11 protein-coding genes and 1 riboswitch are annotated in these 14,786 nt (G+C 71.1%); of the genes, 5 read left to right on the top strand and 6 right to left on the bottom strand.

Annotated features, from left to right (window positions below):
- Positions 1-3: 3 nt before the first annotated feature.
- Positions 4-2,865, bottom strand: coding sequence for a GNAT family N-acetyltransferase (locus tag P1P70_RS11665; RefSeq protein ID WP_319236741.1), 2,862 nt, complete (start codon positions 2,863-2,865; stop codon positions 4-6).
- A 203-nt stretch (positions 2,866-3,068) separates the two neighbouring features.
- On the opposite strand from P1P70_RS11665, the gene P1P70_RS11670 reads away from it, so the two are divergent.
- Complete coding sequence (locus P1P70_RS11670) at positions 3,069-3,350, top strand: HPr family phosphocarrier protein (protein WP_319236742.1); 282 nt, start codon at positions 3,069-3,071, stop codon at positions 3,348-3,350.
- A gap of 170 nt (positions 3,351-3,520) precedes the next feature.
- On the opposite strand, the gene P1P70_RS11675 is transcribed toward P1P70_RS11670, so the two are convergent.
- The 4 genes from P1P70_RS11675 to P1P70_RS11690 form a co-directional block, all read right to left on the bottom strand.
- Positions 3,521-4,225 (bottom strand): GntR family transcriptional regulator, encoded by a 705-nt coding sequence (locus P1P70_RS11675; protein WP_319236743.1) that lies wholly within the window; start codon positions 4,223-4,225, stop codon positions 3,521-3,523.
- A gap of 201 nt (positions 4,226-4,426) precedes the next feature.
- Positions 4,427-5,215 (bottom strand): M23 family metallopeptidase, encoded by a 789-nt coding sequence (locus tag P1P70_RS11680; RefSeq protein WP_319236744.1) that lies wholly within the window; start codon positions 5,213-5,215, stop codon positions 4,427-4,429.
- 12 nt (positions 5,216-5,227) lie between these two features.
- Positions 5,228-5,399, bottom strand: a riboswitch (cyclic di-AMP (ydaO/yuaA leader).
- A gap of 203 nt (positions 5,400-5,602) precedes the next feature.
- Positions 5,603-6,991, bottom strand: a complete 1,389-nt coding sequence (locus P1P70_RS11685; protein WP_319236745.1) for a pitrilysin family protein — start codon at positions 6,989-6,991, stop codon at positions 5,603-5,605.
- Positions 6,988-8,376 carry a pitrilysin family protein gene (locus tag P1P70_RS11690; protein ID WP_319236746.1) on the bottom strand — a complete coding sequence of 463 codons (1,389 nt, stop codon included), beginning with the start codon at positions 8,374-8,376 and terminating at the stop codon, positions 6,988-6,990. Before P1P70_RS11690 ends, P1P70_RS11685 begins: the two co-directional genes overlap by 4 nt.
- Positions 8,377-8,757: 381 nt before the next feature.
- Here P1P70_RS11690 and P1P70_RS11695 point away from each other — a divergent pair, with 381 nt between their 5' ends.
- Positions 8,758-11,214, top strand: a complete 2,457-nt coding sequence (locus tag P1P70_RS11695; protein ID WP_319236747.1) for a DNA topoisomerase IV subunit A — start codon at positions 8,758-8,760, stop codon at positions 11,212-11,214.
- Between the two features lie 10 nt (positions 11,215-11,224).
- On the opposite strand, the gene P1P70_RS11700 is transcribed toward P1P70_RS11695, so the two are convergent.
- Positions 11,225-12,355: a GTP-binding protein gene (locus P1P70_RS11700; RefSeq protein ID WP_319236748.1), complete on the bottom strand. Its 1,131-nt coding sequence runs from the start codon at positions 12,353-12,355 to the stop codon at positions 11,225-11,227.
- A 299-nt stretch (positions 12,356-12,654) separates the two neighbouring features.
- On the opposite strand from P1P70_RS11700, the gene P1P70_RS11705 reads away from it, so the two are divergent.
- The 3 genes from P1P70_RS11705 to P1P70_RS11715 all read left to right on the top strand — a co-directional run bounded on the left by P1P70_RS11705 (position 12,655) and on the right by P1P70_RS11715 (position 14,667).
- Positions 12,655-13,203, top strand: a complete 549-nt coding sequence (locus tag P1P70_RS11705) for a DUF6082 family protein (protein WP_319236749.1) — start codon at positions 12,655-12,657, stop codon at positions 13,201-13,203.
- A 151-nt stretch (positions 13,204-13,354) separates the two neighbouring features.
- Complete coding sequence (locus P1P70_RS11710; protein WP_319236750.1) at positions 13,355-13,591, top strand: hypothetical protein; 237 nt, start codon at positions 13,355-13,357, stop codon at positions 13,589-13,591.
- Between the two features lie 137 nt (positions 13,592-13,728).
- The gene (locus P1P70_RS11715) at positions 13,729-14,667 is read left to right on the top strand and encodes a sucrase ferredoxin (protein ID WP_319236751.1); all 939 of its coding nucleotides are present in this window, start codon (positions 13,729-13,731) and stop codon (positions 14,665-14,667) included.
- The last annotated feature ends 119 nt before the right edge of the window (positions 14,668-14,786 follow it).

Below are 14,786 nucleotides of genomic sequence, written 5' to 3' on the forward strand. Positions count from 1 at the left end.
CGCTCAGTACACCGGCAGGGTCCTCGGGCCGAGGTCGTCGCGGGCGGGCGGGCGCGCGAGCCGGACGGTGGCGCCGAGCACGCTGAGGCCCTGGGGGGCGACGACGACGGGCTCCAGGGAGACCGCCACGACCTCGGGGTGGTCGTCGACCAGCCGGGACACCCGCAGCAGCAGCTCCTCCAGGGCCTCCGTGTCGACGGGGGCCGAGCCCCTCCAGCCGAAGAGGAGGGGGGCCGTCCGGATCGATCGGACCAGTGCGGCCGCGTCCCGTTCGGTGGCCGGAATCAGGCGGTGCGCCATGTCCCCGAGCAGCTGCGACGCGGGACCGGCGAGACCGAACGAGAGCACGGCTCCGGCCGCCGGGTCCACCACGGTCCGCACGATCGTGTCGACTCCGCGTGGCGCCATGCCCTGCACGACCGGGCGCAGTTCGTCGGGCCCTCCGAAGAGTTCCGTCAACTCCGCGTACGCCCGGCGCAGTTGCTCCTCGTCCGCCAGGTCGAGCCGTACGCCGCCCAGGTCGGCGCGGTGGCGCAGGTGCGGGGCGGTCGTCTTGAGGGCGACGGGATAGCCGATGAGCCCCGCCGCCCTCGCGGCCTCGTCGGGCGTCGGCGCGGGGCGCGCCTGCCGCAGACGTATGCCGTACCGCGCGAGCAGCGCGCCCGCCTCCTCCGCCCCGAGCGTGAGTCCCTCGCCCCTGGCCAGCAGGGCGTCGATCTGCTCGGCCGCGCCCTTCTCGTCGATGTCCTCGTACGCGGGCACCCGTCCCGGCTCCGCCGCCTCCCGCCGCCACTGGGCGTAGTGCACGGCTTCGGACAGCGCGCGAACGGCCCGCTCGGCGGCGGGGTAGGCGGGGATGAGCCGGGAGCCGGCCGAGTCGGCAGGGGACACGGGCGTGCCCTCTGCCGCCTGGTGCACCTCGGTGGGCAGGCGCTCCGCCGGGCGGAAGGGGTGGGCACCGCCCGCAGTGCCGGGCGTCTTCCGGCCGAGCTGTGGCGCGGTACTGGCCGCGGCCGACAACGCTTCCGCCAGGCCGCCCAGCTCGACGTGGACGACCAGCACCGGCTTCGACGGGTTCGCGGCGGCGGCCGAGCGCAGGGCCTCCGCCAGGGCCGCGTCCCCCGGCGACGTCTCCCCCAGCGCGGGTATCGCCGTCACCACCACCGCGTCGCACGAGTCGTCGGCTAGGGCCCGCGACAACGCCGCGTGGAAGTCCCGCGCCGAGGCCCCCGTCGTCAGATCCAGCGGCGGCAGCGGCCGCAGCCCCTCGGAGAGGCACGCGTCGTAGGTGAGCATCCCGAGCGACTCGGAGTTCCCCAGGATCGCCACCCGCGGCCCCGCAGGCAGCGGCTGGCGGGCCAGCAGCAGCCCCGCGTCGACCAGTTCCGTGATCGTGTCGACCCGGATCACCCCGGCCTGCCGCAGCAGCGCGGACACGGTGGTGTGCGGCAGCTGCGTGGCGCGCACGGCGTGACCCAGGGGCGCGGAGCCGTGGCGCGCGCCCTGCACCACCACGAGCGGTTTGACCGCCGCCGTGCGCCGGGCGAGGCGGGTGAACTTGCGCGGGTTGCCGATGGACTCCAGGTACATCAGCACGACATCGGTGTCCGGGTCCTCGTACCAGTACTGGAGGACGTCGTTCCCGGAGACGTCCGCGCGGTTGCCGGACGAGACGAACGTGGAGACGCCCGTGACCCCCGTGACCCCTCCCCCGCGCCGGTGCAGCCGGGAGAGCAGCGCGATCCCGATGGCGCCGGACTGGGCGAAGAGGCCGATGCGTCCGGAGCGCGGGGGCTCGGGGGCGAGCGAGGCGTTGAGCCGTACGTCCGGGGAGGTGTTGATGATCCCGAAGGCGTTCGGCCCGATGATGCGCATGCCGTACGTGCGGGCCTGGCGCACCAGTTCGCGCTGGCGTACGCGCCCGTCGGGCCCGCTCTCGGCGTATCCGGCGGAGACGACCACGAGGCCCTGCACCCCGTGCTCACCGCACTCGGCGACGACCTCGGGGACGTGGGCGGCGGGGACGGCGACGACCGCGAGGTCGACGGGGCCCTCGATGTCGGTGACGGACCGGTGCGCGGGGACCCCCGCGAGTTCCTTCTCGTCCTCCCCGAGCGCCTTGTTCACCGCGTACAGCCGCCCGGTGAAGCCCGCCTCCCGGAGGTTGGCGAGCACACTGCGGCCCACTCCGCCCGATGTGCGCCCGGCGCCGACGACGGCGACCGAGCCGGGGGCGAGCAGCCGCTGGACGGACCGCGCCTCGGCCCGCTGCTCCCGGGCGCGCTGGACGGCGAGGGAGCGGTCGGTGGGTTCCAGGTCGAACTCCAGCCGGACGACGCCGTCCTCGAAGCTGCGCTGCTGCTGATACCCGGCGTCGGTGAACACCTTGATCATCTTGCTGTTGGCCGGCAGCACCTCGGCGGCGAAGCGTCTGATGCCGCGCTCCCGGGCCACGGCGGCGATGTGTTCGAGCAGGGCGGAGGCGACGCCGCGGCCCTGGTGGGCGTCCTGCACGAGGAAGGCGACCTCGGCCTCGTCGGCGGGTGCGGACGCGGGCATTCCGTCGGCGCCGATGCGGTCGTAGCGTACGGTGGCGATGAACTCGCCGCCGACGGTGGCGGCGAGGCCCACCCGGTCCACGAAGTCGTGGTGCGTGAAGCGGTGGACGTCCTTGGCGGACAGGCGAGGGTACGGCGCGAAGAAGCGGTAGTACTTCGACTCGTCCGAGACCTGCTCGTAGAAGCTGACGAGACGCTCGGCGTCATCAACGGTGATGGGCCTGATGCGTGCGGTGCCGCCGTCGCGCAGCACCACGTCGGCCTCCCAGTGGGCGGGGTACTCGTGCCGGTCCGACGAGGTCTGCATGGGCCCCAGAGTACGGCTCGCGTCCGACAACGGCGCGGGGCAGTCTGGGGACGCACAACAGAAGCACAACAGAGGCGTGACAGCCGGTTCGTGGTCAGGCCGTGGGCCCCGTTCCGGTGCGTCGCCCCCTATGGGAAACTGGTCTAGACAACCCGGTCTAGACCTCTCTTGCAGCACCCGAGACACCTGAAGGGCAGCATCACATGGCTGAGCGCCGCGTCAACGTCGGCTGGGCCGAGGGCCTCCACGCCCGACCCGCATCCATCTTCGTCCGGGCCACCACGGCCTCCGGTATCCCCGTGACGATCGCCAAGGCCGACGGCAACCCCGTCAACGCGGCCTCCATGCTCGCGGTCCTGGGCCTCGGCGCCCAGGGCGGCGAGGAGATCGTGCTCGCCTCCGACGCCGACGGCGCGGACGCCGCGCTCGACCGTCTGGCGAAGCTCGTCGCCGAGGGGCTCGAAGAACTCCCCGAGACGGTCTGAGCGACCGGGTAACCGAAGCGGAAAGGCCTGAAAAAGCCGCCCCGCGCACACACCGAAGGGCTCGTCCGATTTATCGGGCGGGCCCTTCGCATTTACATCCGGTTTCCGTTGTGCGGGCAGCAGGAAAAATGCCCCTCGGAATTCTTCCCTCTTTGTATACGGCGCCCGTGTTAATGCCGCAGGCTCTGCATGTTTACGGGGTGTTGCGAAGTCCTCACACGCTCCGGGCGCTCCGCCCCGCCGGGCCCGGCCGGAAAGCGGAGCCGGTGCGCGGCGGTGGCCCGCTCGGTGTGCAGGGACGTGATCGTCCGGGCCCGGTCGCTGTCGCCGCGCGCGACCGCGTCCACGATGCCGCCGTGCTCCGCCCAGGACTCCACGGGGTCGGAGGGCGCCTCGACCGCGTACATCCAGGCGATCTTGTGCCGCAGCTGGCCGAGTGTCGAGGTCAGGGCGGGGCTGCCCGAGGCCTGTGCGAGCGTCTCGTGGAACCAGCCGCCCAGGGAGCGCAGATCCTCGCTGTTGCCCCTCCTGGCCCGCTCCTGGCCCAGCCTGACCAGACCCCGCAACACCTTGAGGTGCGCCTCCGTACGGCGCTGCGCGGCGCGGGCGGCGCCCAGGGGCTCCAGCAGCATGCGCATCTCCAGCAGGTCGGCGGCCTCCTGCTCGGTCGGCTCGGCGACGCACGCGCCCGCGTGCCGGCGGGTCACCACGAAGCCCTCGGCCTCCAGCGTGCGCAGCGCCTCGCGCACGGGCACCCGGCTGACGCCGTAGCGGCGGGCGAGCAGTTCCTCGGTGAGCCGGCTGCCGCGCTCGTAGACACCCGCGACGATGTCATCACGGATCGCCGTGCATACCGAGTGCGCCGGAATACGCATGACCGACCTCCGCCTTAATCCCCGTGAAACGTCGATGATTGACGTGTGTTCCAGCGACTCTATTGCAGCGGAGCGGAATTTCCGATGGCGGACCGGAATCCAGGGATATTTTTTGGACAGGAGGTGCGTCACAAGGTGGTTCGTAGAACGAGGAAAGCCCCGGCTCGGTGAGCCGGGGCCTCCAGGAAGCGTGGGTGCGCGTCAGACGTTCACGCCGTGCGAGCGCAGGTACGCGGCGGGGTCGATGTCCGAGCCGTACTCGGCGGTCGACCGGGCCTCGAAGTGCAGGTGCGCCCCGGTGACGTTGCCGGTCGCCCCGGAGAGGCCTATCTGCTGGCCGGGGGTGACCGTCTGGCCGACGGAGACGCCGATGGACGACAGGTGGCCGTACTGGGTGTACGTGCCGTCGTTCATCTTGATGACGATGTTGTTGCCGTAGGCACCGCCCCAGCCCGCCTCGACGACGGTGCCGGATCCGACCGCGAGGACGGCGGTGCCGGAGGCGGCGTGGAAGTCGACGCCGGTGTGGCTGCCGGAGGACCAGACGGCGCCGCCGGCCTTGTAGCCGGTGGAGATGTAGGAGCCGCTGATGGGGGCGACGTAGGCGTTGAGGCGCTCGCGCTCGGCCGCGCGTGCGGCACGGGCCTTGATCTCCTCGCGCTCCTTGGCGGCGGCACGTTCCTGCTCGGCCTTCTCGGCGGCGGCCTTCCTGGCCTCCTCCTGCGCCTTCTTCTTGACGGCGGCCACCTCGGCGGCCTGCTCCTGGGCGGCGGCCTGGGCGTCGACCTGGTCGGCGACCGTGTCGCCGAGGGTGATGATCTGGTTCAGACCGGTCTGCTCGACGGCGGGCTCCTCCGCTGCGAGCGCGGGGCCGGCGAGGGTACCGAAGACACCGGTGGTGGTGAGAGCGGCCACGCCCACGTTCCTCGTGGTCGTGCGCTGCACACGGCTGGGACGGCGGTGCTTCCCGGGGGCGCGGGTGAACGCCATGAAGTGGCTGGTCCTTTCCTTCCTTCTCGCCTACCGGGTTAGCTGACGGGTTCGGAGCAGGAAGGTCTCCTACGGCTACCCCTCGTTTCGCGTCGCTCGCGAAGGGCACCCGATTCACCCCAGGGACTTCGGTGGGTCCCCGGCTCCCCTGGCTCGCGCCATGGGGACTCGGCGATGACTGTCCGGTGCCGCGGCTGCGGCGAACTTCTGACGAACAGCCGGACTGACGCTAAGTGGGCCGTCTTCGAAATAACAAACGGATCACAGGATTTGTTAACTACGCCACAGGTCAGACACACAACCTCCGCCATCAATACGGACAAACAGGGGCCCTGGTGACTCTTCCGTCACCAGGGCCCACTGACACGCGTCCGTACGGTCGTTCCCCTACTCGGCCGGGACGACGGTGACTTCACCGATTCCGAGGGCCCTGACCGGCTCCTCGATCTGCGCGGCGTCCCCGACGAGAACGGTCACCAGACGGTCCACCGGGAAGGCGCTCGCGGCCGCCGCGGTGGCCTCCACGGTGCCGGTGGCGGCGAGTTGGCGGTACAGCGTCGACTGGTAGTCGTCCGGCAGGTACTGCTCGACCTGGTCGGCCAGCGTGCTCGCCACGGCCGCGGCCGTCTCGAACTTGAGCGGGGCGACCCCGACGAGGTTCTGCACCGCGATGTCGCGTTCGGCGTCGGTCAGGCCCTCGGCGGCGAGGGTGCGCAGCACCGTCCACAGGTCGTCCAGCGCCGGCCCGGTGTTGGGGGTGTCGACGGAGCCGCTGACGGCGAGCATCGCGATGCCCGAACCGTCGGGCGCGGCCCGCAGCACCTGGCCGAACGCCCGCACGCCGTAGGTGTAGCCCTTCTCCTCGCGCAGGACGCGGTCCAGGCGCGAGGTGAGGGTGCCGCCGAGGCAGTAGGTGCCGAGCACCTGCGCCGGCCACACACGGTCGTGCCGGTCGGCGCCCACCCGGCCGATGAGCAACTGGGTCTGCACGGAACCGGGGCGGTCCACGATGATCACGCGCCCGGTGTCGTCGGCGCTCACCGATGGCACGGGTCGCGGCGCGGCCGGCGAGCCGGTCCAGGCGCCCAGGGTGTCGCCGAGCAGCGCGTCGAGGTCGACCCCCGTGAGGTCGCCCACGACCACGGCGGTGGCCGTCGCGGGGCGCACGTGCCGCTCGTAGAAGGCGCGTACGGCCGCGGAGTCGATGCCCTCGACGGTCTCCTCGGTGCCCTGGCGGGGCCGTGACATACGGGAGGTGGCCGGGAACAGCTGCTTGGAGAGCTCCTTGGCGGCCCGGCGGCCCGGGTTGGCCGTCTCGTGCGGGATCTCGTCGAGCCGGTTGGCCACCAGCCGCTCGATCTCGGCGTCCTCGAACGCGGGGGCCCGCAGGGCGTCGGCGAGGAGGCCGAGGGCCTTCTCCAGTCGCGACACCGGCACTTCGAGGGACAGGCGTACGCCGGGGTGGTCGGCGTGCGAGTCGAGGGTGGCGCCGCACCGCTCCAGCTCGGCGGCGAACTCCTCGGCCGTGTGCTTGTCGGTGCCCTCGGAGAAGGCCCTGGTCATGATGGTGGCGACACCCTCGATGCCGGCGGGCTCGGCGTCCAGGGGCGCGTCGAGGAGCACCTCGACGGCGACGACCTGCTGGCCGGGGCGGTGGCAACGCAACACGGTCATGCCGTTGTCCAGGGTGCCGCGCTCGGGCGCCGGGAACGCCCAGGGCCTGGCCTCGCCGGCCTGGGGCTGCGGGTGGAAGTCCATGGTCGCGAGCTCGGTCACTTCGCCGACTCCTCGGTCTCGTCGGTGGTTCCGGCGGCCTCGGCCGCGGTGGTCTCCTCTTGGGCGCCCTCTTCGGCGTCCTCTTCGCCGGCGACGGGCTCGTAGACGAGCACCGCGCGGTTGTCGGGCCTCAGGCGCGCCTTGGCGATCTCCTGGACCTCGTCGGCCGTCACCTCCAGGACCCGGTCGACGGCCGTCAGGGCGAGCTTGGGGTCGCCGAACAGGACCGCGTACCGGCACAGTTCGTCGGCGCGGCCCGCGACCGTGCCGAGCCGGTCCAGCCACTCGCGCTCCAACTGGGCCTGGGCGCGCTCCATCTCCTCGGCCGTGGGACCCTCGGCGGCGAACCGGGCGAGCTCCTCGTCGACGGCGGCCTCGATGACGGGCACCTCGACGTCGCCGGAGGTCTTCACGTCCAGCCACGCCATGGAGGGCGCGCCGGCCAGCCGCAGCAGACCGAAGCCTGCCGTCACGGCCGTACGGTCGCGGCGGACGAGCCGGTTGTAGAGGCGGGAGGACTCGCCGCCGCCGAGAATGGTCAGCGCCAGGTCGGCCGCGTCGCACGCGCGCGTGCCGTCCTCCGGCAGCCGGTAGGCGGCCATCAACGCGCGGGCGGGCACGTTCTCCTCGACGACCTCGCGCATCTGCGCGCCCATGACGTCGGGCAGCGCGCCGTCGCGGGGCGCGGGCTTGCCGTCGTAGGAGGGGATGGAGCCGAAGTACTTCTCGACCCAGGCGAGGGTCTGCTCCGGGTCGATGTCGCCGACGATCGACAGGACGGCGTTGTTGGGCGCGTAGTACGTCCTGAAAAACTGCTGGGCGTCCTCCAGGCTGGCCGCCTCCAGGTCGTCCATCGAGCCGATCGGCGTGTGCCGGTAGGGGTGGCCCACCGGGTAGGCCAGGCGGAAGATCTTCTCGAAGGCGGTGCCGTAGGGCACGTTGTCGTACCGCTGGCGGCGCTCGTTCTTGACGACGGCCCGCTGGTTGTCCAGGTTCTTCTGGTCGAGCGCGAGCAGCAGGCTGCCCATGCGGTCGGCCTCCAGCCACAGCGCGAGCTCCAGCTGGTGGGTGGGCATCGTCTCGAAGTAGTTGGTGCGCTCCCAGCTGGTGGTGCCGTTCAGCGAACCGCCCGCGCCCTGGACCAGCTCGAAGTGGCCGTTGTCCTTGACCTGGCCGGAGCCCTGGAACATCAGGTGCTCGAAGAGGTGGGCAAGGCCCGTACGGCCCGCGACCTCGTGGCGCGAACCGACGTCGTACCAGAGGCACACCGCGGCGACCGGGGTCAGGTGGTCCTCGGAGAGCACCACGCGCAGGCCGTTGGCCAGGCGGTGCTCCCTCACTGTCAGGCCTTCGGAGCCGGCCTCGGCTGTGGCCGTGTGACCCATGGGCGGTACGTCCCTTCGATCGCTGTGCTGTGGTCGCGGAATCCGTGGTCCGTCCGTCGTGGAACCGTCGCGGAAACCGCTGTTTTCCTGCCGGTCCTGCCACTGTATGCAAGCGCGCGGACGCCTGGAGAAGTTCCCGGGGCTCGTACGCCGAGAGCGAGACGGGGGTTGCCACCGACGGTCACTGGTTAAAGTCGGCGCACGCTGTTGACGCGGCGGCTCGGGAGGGCGTGCCCGGCGGTCGGCGCCGGGTCGTGTCGGGCTTGTCAGTGCGGCAGTCCACAATGGTGCGCGTCAGATCCCGTTCACCTCTCGGTGAGAGTGAGCTGGAGACGTGAGCGCCCCGTAGGTGAGCGACCAGAAAAAGAGGAGCCGGCAGCGATGGCCCGCCGCAGCACGAAGACCCCGCCGCCCGACGACGCGTTCGAGGAGAAGATCCTCGACATCGACGTCGTCGACGAGATGCAGGGCTCCTTCCTGGAGTACGCGTACTCGGTCATCTACTCCCGAGCCCTGCCCGACGCCCGCGACGGTCTGAAGCCGGTGCACCGCCGGATCGTCTACCAGATGAACGAGATGGGCCTGCGCCCCGACCGCGGCTATGTGAAGTGCGCCCGCGTCGTCGGCGAGGTCATGGGTAAGTTGCACCCGCACGGCGACTCCTCGATCTACGACGCCCTGGTGCGCCTCGCCCAGCCCTTCTCCATGCGGGTCCCCCTGGTCGACGGCCACGGCAACTTCGGCTCGCTGGGCAACGACGACCCGCCGGCGGCCATGCGGTACACCGAGTGCCGGATGGCCGACGCGACGAGCCTGATGACGGAGTCGATCGAGGAGAACACGGTCGACTTCGCGCCCAACTACGACGGCCAGGAGCAGGAGCCGGTGGCGCTGCCCGCTGCCTTCCCGAACCTGCTGGTCAACGGCGCGTCCGGCATCGCCGTCGGTATGGCCACCAACATGCCGCCGCACAACCTGGGCGAGGTCATCGCGGCCGCCCGCCACCTCATCAGGCACCCCAACGCCGACCTGGACACGCTGATGAAGCACGTCCCGGGCCCCGACCTGCCCACCGGCGGCCGGATCGTCGGTCTCTCCGGCATCCGGGACGCGTACGCGACGGGCCGCGGCACCTTCAAGATCCGTGCCACGGTGGCGGTGGAGAACGTGACGGCCCGCCGCAAGGGTCTCGTCGTCACCGAACTGCCCTTCACCGTCGGCCCGGAGAAGGTGATCGCCAAGATCAAGGACCTGGTCGGCTCGAAGAAGCTCCAGGGCATCGCCGACGTCAAGGACCTCACCGACCGCGCGCACGGCCTGCGTCTCGTCATCGAGATCAAGAACGGCTTCGTGCCGGAGGCCGTCCTGGAGCAGCTGTACAAGCTGACGCCGATGGAGGAGTCCTTCGGCATCAACAACGTGGCCCTGGTCGACGGCCAGCCCCTCACCCTGGGCCTCAAGGAGCTGCTGGAGGTCTACCTCGACCACCGCTTCGAGGTCGTCCGGCGCCGCTCGGAGTTCCGCCGCGGCAAGAAGCGCGACCGGCTCCACCTCGTCGAGGGCCTGCTCACCGCGCTGGTGGACATCGACGAGGTCATCCGTCTGATCCGCTCCAGCGACAACTCCGCGCAGGCCAAGGAGCGCCTGATGGAGCGCTTCTCCCTGTCGGACGTCCAGACGCAGTACATCCTCGACACGCCGCTGCGCCGCCTCACCCGGTTCGACCGCATCGAGCTGGAGTCCGAGAAGGACCGGCTCAACGCCGAGATCGCCGAGCTGACCCGGATCCTGGAGTCGGACGCGGAGCTGCGCAAGCTGGTCTCCGGTGAACTGGCCTCGGTGGCGAAGAAGTTCGGCACCGAGCGCCGTACGGTGCTGATGGAGTCCTCGGGCACCGCGGTGGCCACGGTGCCGCTCCAGGTCGCGGACGACCCGTGCCGGGTGCTGCTGTCGTCGACGGGGCTGCTGGCCCGTACGGCCAACGGCGAGCCCTTCGCGGCGGACGAGGACGGCAAGCGCGTCAAGCACGACGTCATCGTCTCCGCGGTCCCCGCGACCGCCCGGGGCGAGGTGGGCGCGGTGACCTCGACCGGCCGCCTGCTCCGCCTGAACGTGGTCGACCTGCCGCAGCTGCCGGACACGGCGGCGGCCCCCAACCTCTCGGGCGGCGCCCCGCTCGCGGAGTTCCTCTCCCTCCAGGACGGCGAGACGGTCATCTGCCTGATGACGCTCGACGAGTCGTCGCCGGGGCTGGCCATCGGCACCGAGCAGGGTGTCGTCAAGCGGGTGGTCCCCGACTACCCGTCCAACAAGGGGGAGCTGGAGGTCATCACGCTCAAGGAGGGCGACCGGATCGTCGGCGCCGTCGAGCTGCGCACGGGCGAGGAGGACCTGGTCTTCATCACGGACGACGCGCAGTTGCTGCGCTACCAGGCCGCCCAGGTCCGCCCGCAGGGCCGCCCCGCCGGCGGTATGACGGGCATCAAGCTCACCGAGGGCGCGAAGGTCATCTCCTTCACGGCCGTCGACCCGGCCGTGGACGCGGTGGTGTTCACCGTCGCCGGCTCCCGGGGCACCCTGGACGACTCCGTGCAGACCACGGCCAAGCTGACCCCGTTCGACCAGTACCCCCGCAAGGGCCGCGCCACGGGCGGTGTCCGCTGCCAGCGGTTCCTCAAGGGCGAGGACTGCCTGTCCGTCGCCTGGGCGGGCCCGGCCCCCGCCCGCGCCGCGCAGAAGAACGGCACCCCGGCGGACCTCCCGGAGATGGACCCGCGCCGCGACGGCTCGGGTGTCTCCCTGGGCAAGACCGTGTCCTCGGTGGCCGGACCGGTGTGAGCGGGACGCGTCAGACGTCGTCGTAGGAGACGTCGGGTTCGTCGGGTTCGTCGGCCCCCGTCTGCCGGACATAGCGCAGGACGCCCCACATGCCGTGCTCGTCGGCGTGCGGGGCGTCCTTCTCGCTCCTGCACGCGTCCAGCTCCTTGGTCAGGGCCGGGACGTCGATCCCCGCCCCGATGAGGACGAGTTGGGTGAGGCGGGAGGCTTCGCCGGGCGGCCAGGGCTCGGGACGGAACCGCAGAAAGCGCCCCACGGCGTGCACGGCGTAGCGGTTGCGGGGGTCGTACGGCCCGAAGTCGACGTACCCCTTGACGCGGTAGAGCCCCTCGGCCCGCCCGTCCAGGAAGTCCATGAGCCGCCGGGGATCGAGCGGCACGTCGGAGACGAAGGAGACGCTGTCGTAGCCGGTGTGCAGATGCCCGGCATGGTCCCCGTGCTCCTCCCCGGCCTCGTCGCGCCGGTGGAGGTCGTCGAAGGAGAGCTGGCCGACACGCTCCTCGGAGGGCCTGCAGTCGAACAGGAACTCGGGGTCGATACGCCCGTAGATGGCGGGCACGACCGCCGCACGGTCGCTGAGCGAACGGACGAGCGCCAGGATCCCGGCCCTGTCCTCGGCCCGGTCGAGCTTGTTGACGACCACGAGGTCGGCGAGGGCGAGATGGCGGTCGAGCTCGGGATGCAGCTGCCGGGTCCGCGTGAACTCGGCCGCGTCGACGACCTCGACGAGCCCGCCGTACACCACACGGGGGTTCTCGCCGGCCAGCACCATCCGCACGAGTTCCTGCGGCTCGGCGAGCCCGCTCGCCTCGATGACGATGACGTCGATCCCGGCGGCGGGATCGGCGAGCCGCTCCAGATACCGGTCCAGCTCGCTGACGTCGACGGCACAGCACAGGCACCCGTTGCCCAGTGACACGGTGGAGTCCCCGAGCGCCCCGGCCACGGCCATCGCGTCGATCTCGATCGCGCCGAAGTCGTTGACCACGGCGCCGATACGGCTGCCGCCGCTGCGGTGGAGCAGGTGATTCAGCAGGGTCGTCTTGCCCGATCCGAGGAATCCGGCGAGGACGACCACGGGGATCTGCGGCAGGTGCTGCGGCCTCGGCCCCGGAACCCGGCTCGACGACTGGCTCAACACGCGCCCACTCCCACACCGTTGCTCTCATGTGCCGATCGAATGCCGCACCAGGATACGAGGGGGGCCCGCCCACCCCGCCGAGCGAGCGATTGTCAGCGGCGCCCGTGGGGCACACGATGGGCATGGCGCCGGGTCGCGCGACCCACGCATCCTTCCGTGCGCCTCCTCTCCGCCTCCCGGTGGACGAGCGCCTCTCGGCGACACTGGGAGACGGCAAGCGCCGCCCACCGCTCGCCGGTCCCCCACCTGTCGACCCACACCCGACGACCGGCGGACGGCCGCCTGAATCGGGGATTGACATGACCACACAGAATCATGGAGCGCGGGGACTCGGCCCCGCCGCGGCAGCGGGTTTCGCCTTCGCGGTGGGAGCACTGGGCGCGTTCGTCGTGGAGCGGCGTATCAGCACCCTGCTTCGGCGCCTGGAACGACTGGAACGCGAGACGGAACAGCGCGCGGCACTGATCGCCTACGAGCGGCACAACTTCGAGCTGGTCATGAAGGCGGCCGCGGACCCGACCCTGCTGCCCGTCCTGAACGCCTACGAGGAGGAACTGTCCACGGACCGGCAGCGGCAGTACCTCTTCGCCAACCTCCTCTACACCCATGTACTCCAGGGTTACCGGGTGGGCGTCTTCAGCCGGGCCGAGCTGTACGGGCACCTCCGCGGGATCTTCCAGAGCACGCTGATGCGCGACTACTGGGCGGCCACGCGCCACCACCGGTCGAGCCTGAAGGAGGGCTCGGAGGAGTCGGAGATCGGCAGGATGGTCGACACCCTGATCAACGACCTGGAGGAAGCGGGCACGGACGAGTGGTGGGTCGTGGGCGAACCCCCCGCCGAGTGAAGCCTTCTCCTCGCACGGCGCTCGCGTCACACAGCGCGACCCCCACCCCTGACTTCACTCCATCGCGTCTTCGATGCATGCGCATCAACCGGCTCCCGGGCACTAAGTTGGCCCCGCTCGTATCACTACTCATGACCCAAGGATCGACCCGTTGAAAATCGTGCGCCGCATCGGTGCCTCGCCCCGCGAGAGGGGCAGTGCCGCGGGGCAGACGTGCCCAGACATCTTCGAACTGCAGGACGGCAACTTCGCAGTGATCGGGACAGATCGGACAGACAAGCTCGACCCCGAGCTTCCTGCCGACGCTTCGCGCGCTGACTACGAGAGGATCGTGGTCATCAGCCGCGAGACTCTCATCCGGGCAAAGTCGGACATCCCCGACGCCTGATCCTGAACGGGGGCTCGCCTGCACTACAGCGCGGGCCCCTCGGGCCGCCGTCCCGCGCGAATCCTCGTGGTCCCCCGAGCACCCCCTTCGGCCGAGCCGGAGTTCAGTCGCGAGGAAGTCAGGTTAGGCTCACCTCTGTGAGTACGTGCACATCCGCGTCCCGACACCTCGGCGAGCCTCTCGCGGGGACCGCCGCCACGGCGAGGACATGGCTGCTGCTGGAACAGCCGGGCCCCTGGGGCGCCAAGGCGCTCACCTCCAGCCATCTCGATCCCGTGCTCGGCCGCGCCCTCGAAGCCGCGGCGGAGGGCACCGGCGTACGCGTGGCGCTCATCCGGCGCCCCGGACGCCACGCGGACTGCCGCGAGGTCCACGAGCGCCAGGTGTACGTCGCCCACACCGCTCCGGGAAACATCTGGCTGCACAGCGCCACGACGTCCTCTCCCGAGCGGCTGCTCGACCTCGATCTCGCCGCACTCGGCCGGGGCGACCACCACTCCTTCGGATCGGTTCTGCGCGGCCGGCCCCACACCGGCGACCCCCTCGCGCTCGTCTGCACCAACGGCAAGCGCGACCGCTGCTGCGCGCTCCTCGGCCGACCACTCGCCGCCGAACTGGCCGCGTCCGGAGTCGAGGGCACCTGGGAAGTCACTCATCTGGGTGGTCACCGCTTCTCCCCGACCCTGCTCGTGCTGCCGTTCGGATACATGTACGGCCGCGCCGAGGCCCATCACGTCAAGGAGGTCCTCCAAGGCGTGCGGGAAGGCCGTGTCGTCACCGACGGGTGCCGCGGAAGTTCCGCCTGGGCACGCCCCGGGCAGGCCGCCGAGCTGGCGGTGCGCACGGAGATCGGCGAGGACGACGTCGGCACCCTGGCCGTCGTACGCACGGACGGCTCGGCTCCCCGCTGGGACGTCGTCGTCGCCCACACCGACGGCCGCCGCTGGACCGTCGCCGTCGCCCGGGGCGCCGCCGAGCCGCCCCGGCAGGAGAGCTGCGGTTCCGCCCTGGGCTCCCCGGCGAGGATGGACGTGCTGACCGTACGGGAGCTGACACCCGCGGCCGCCTTCCGCTAGCCGACCCACGCGCGGCCCGGCCGCGACCCTAAACACCTCTCGCCCCCCCCCACAAAACCCTGTTGTTAACTCTCGGGGCGCCGAGCAACACACAAAAAAAAAAAAAACAAAAGAACAAA

The sequence above is a fragment of the Streptomyces sp. MB09-02B genome (assembly GCF_033794485.1).
In the GTDB taxonomy this organism is placed as follows: domain Bacteria; phylum Actinomycetota; class Actinomycetes; order Streptomycetales; family Streptomycetaceae; genus Streptomyces.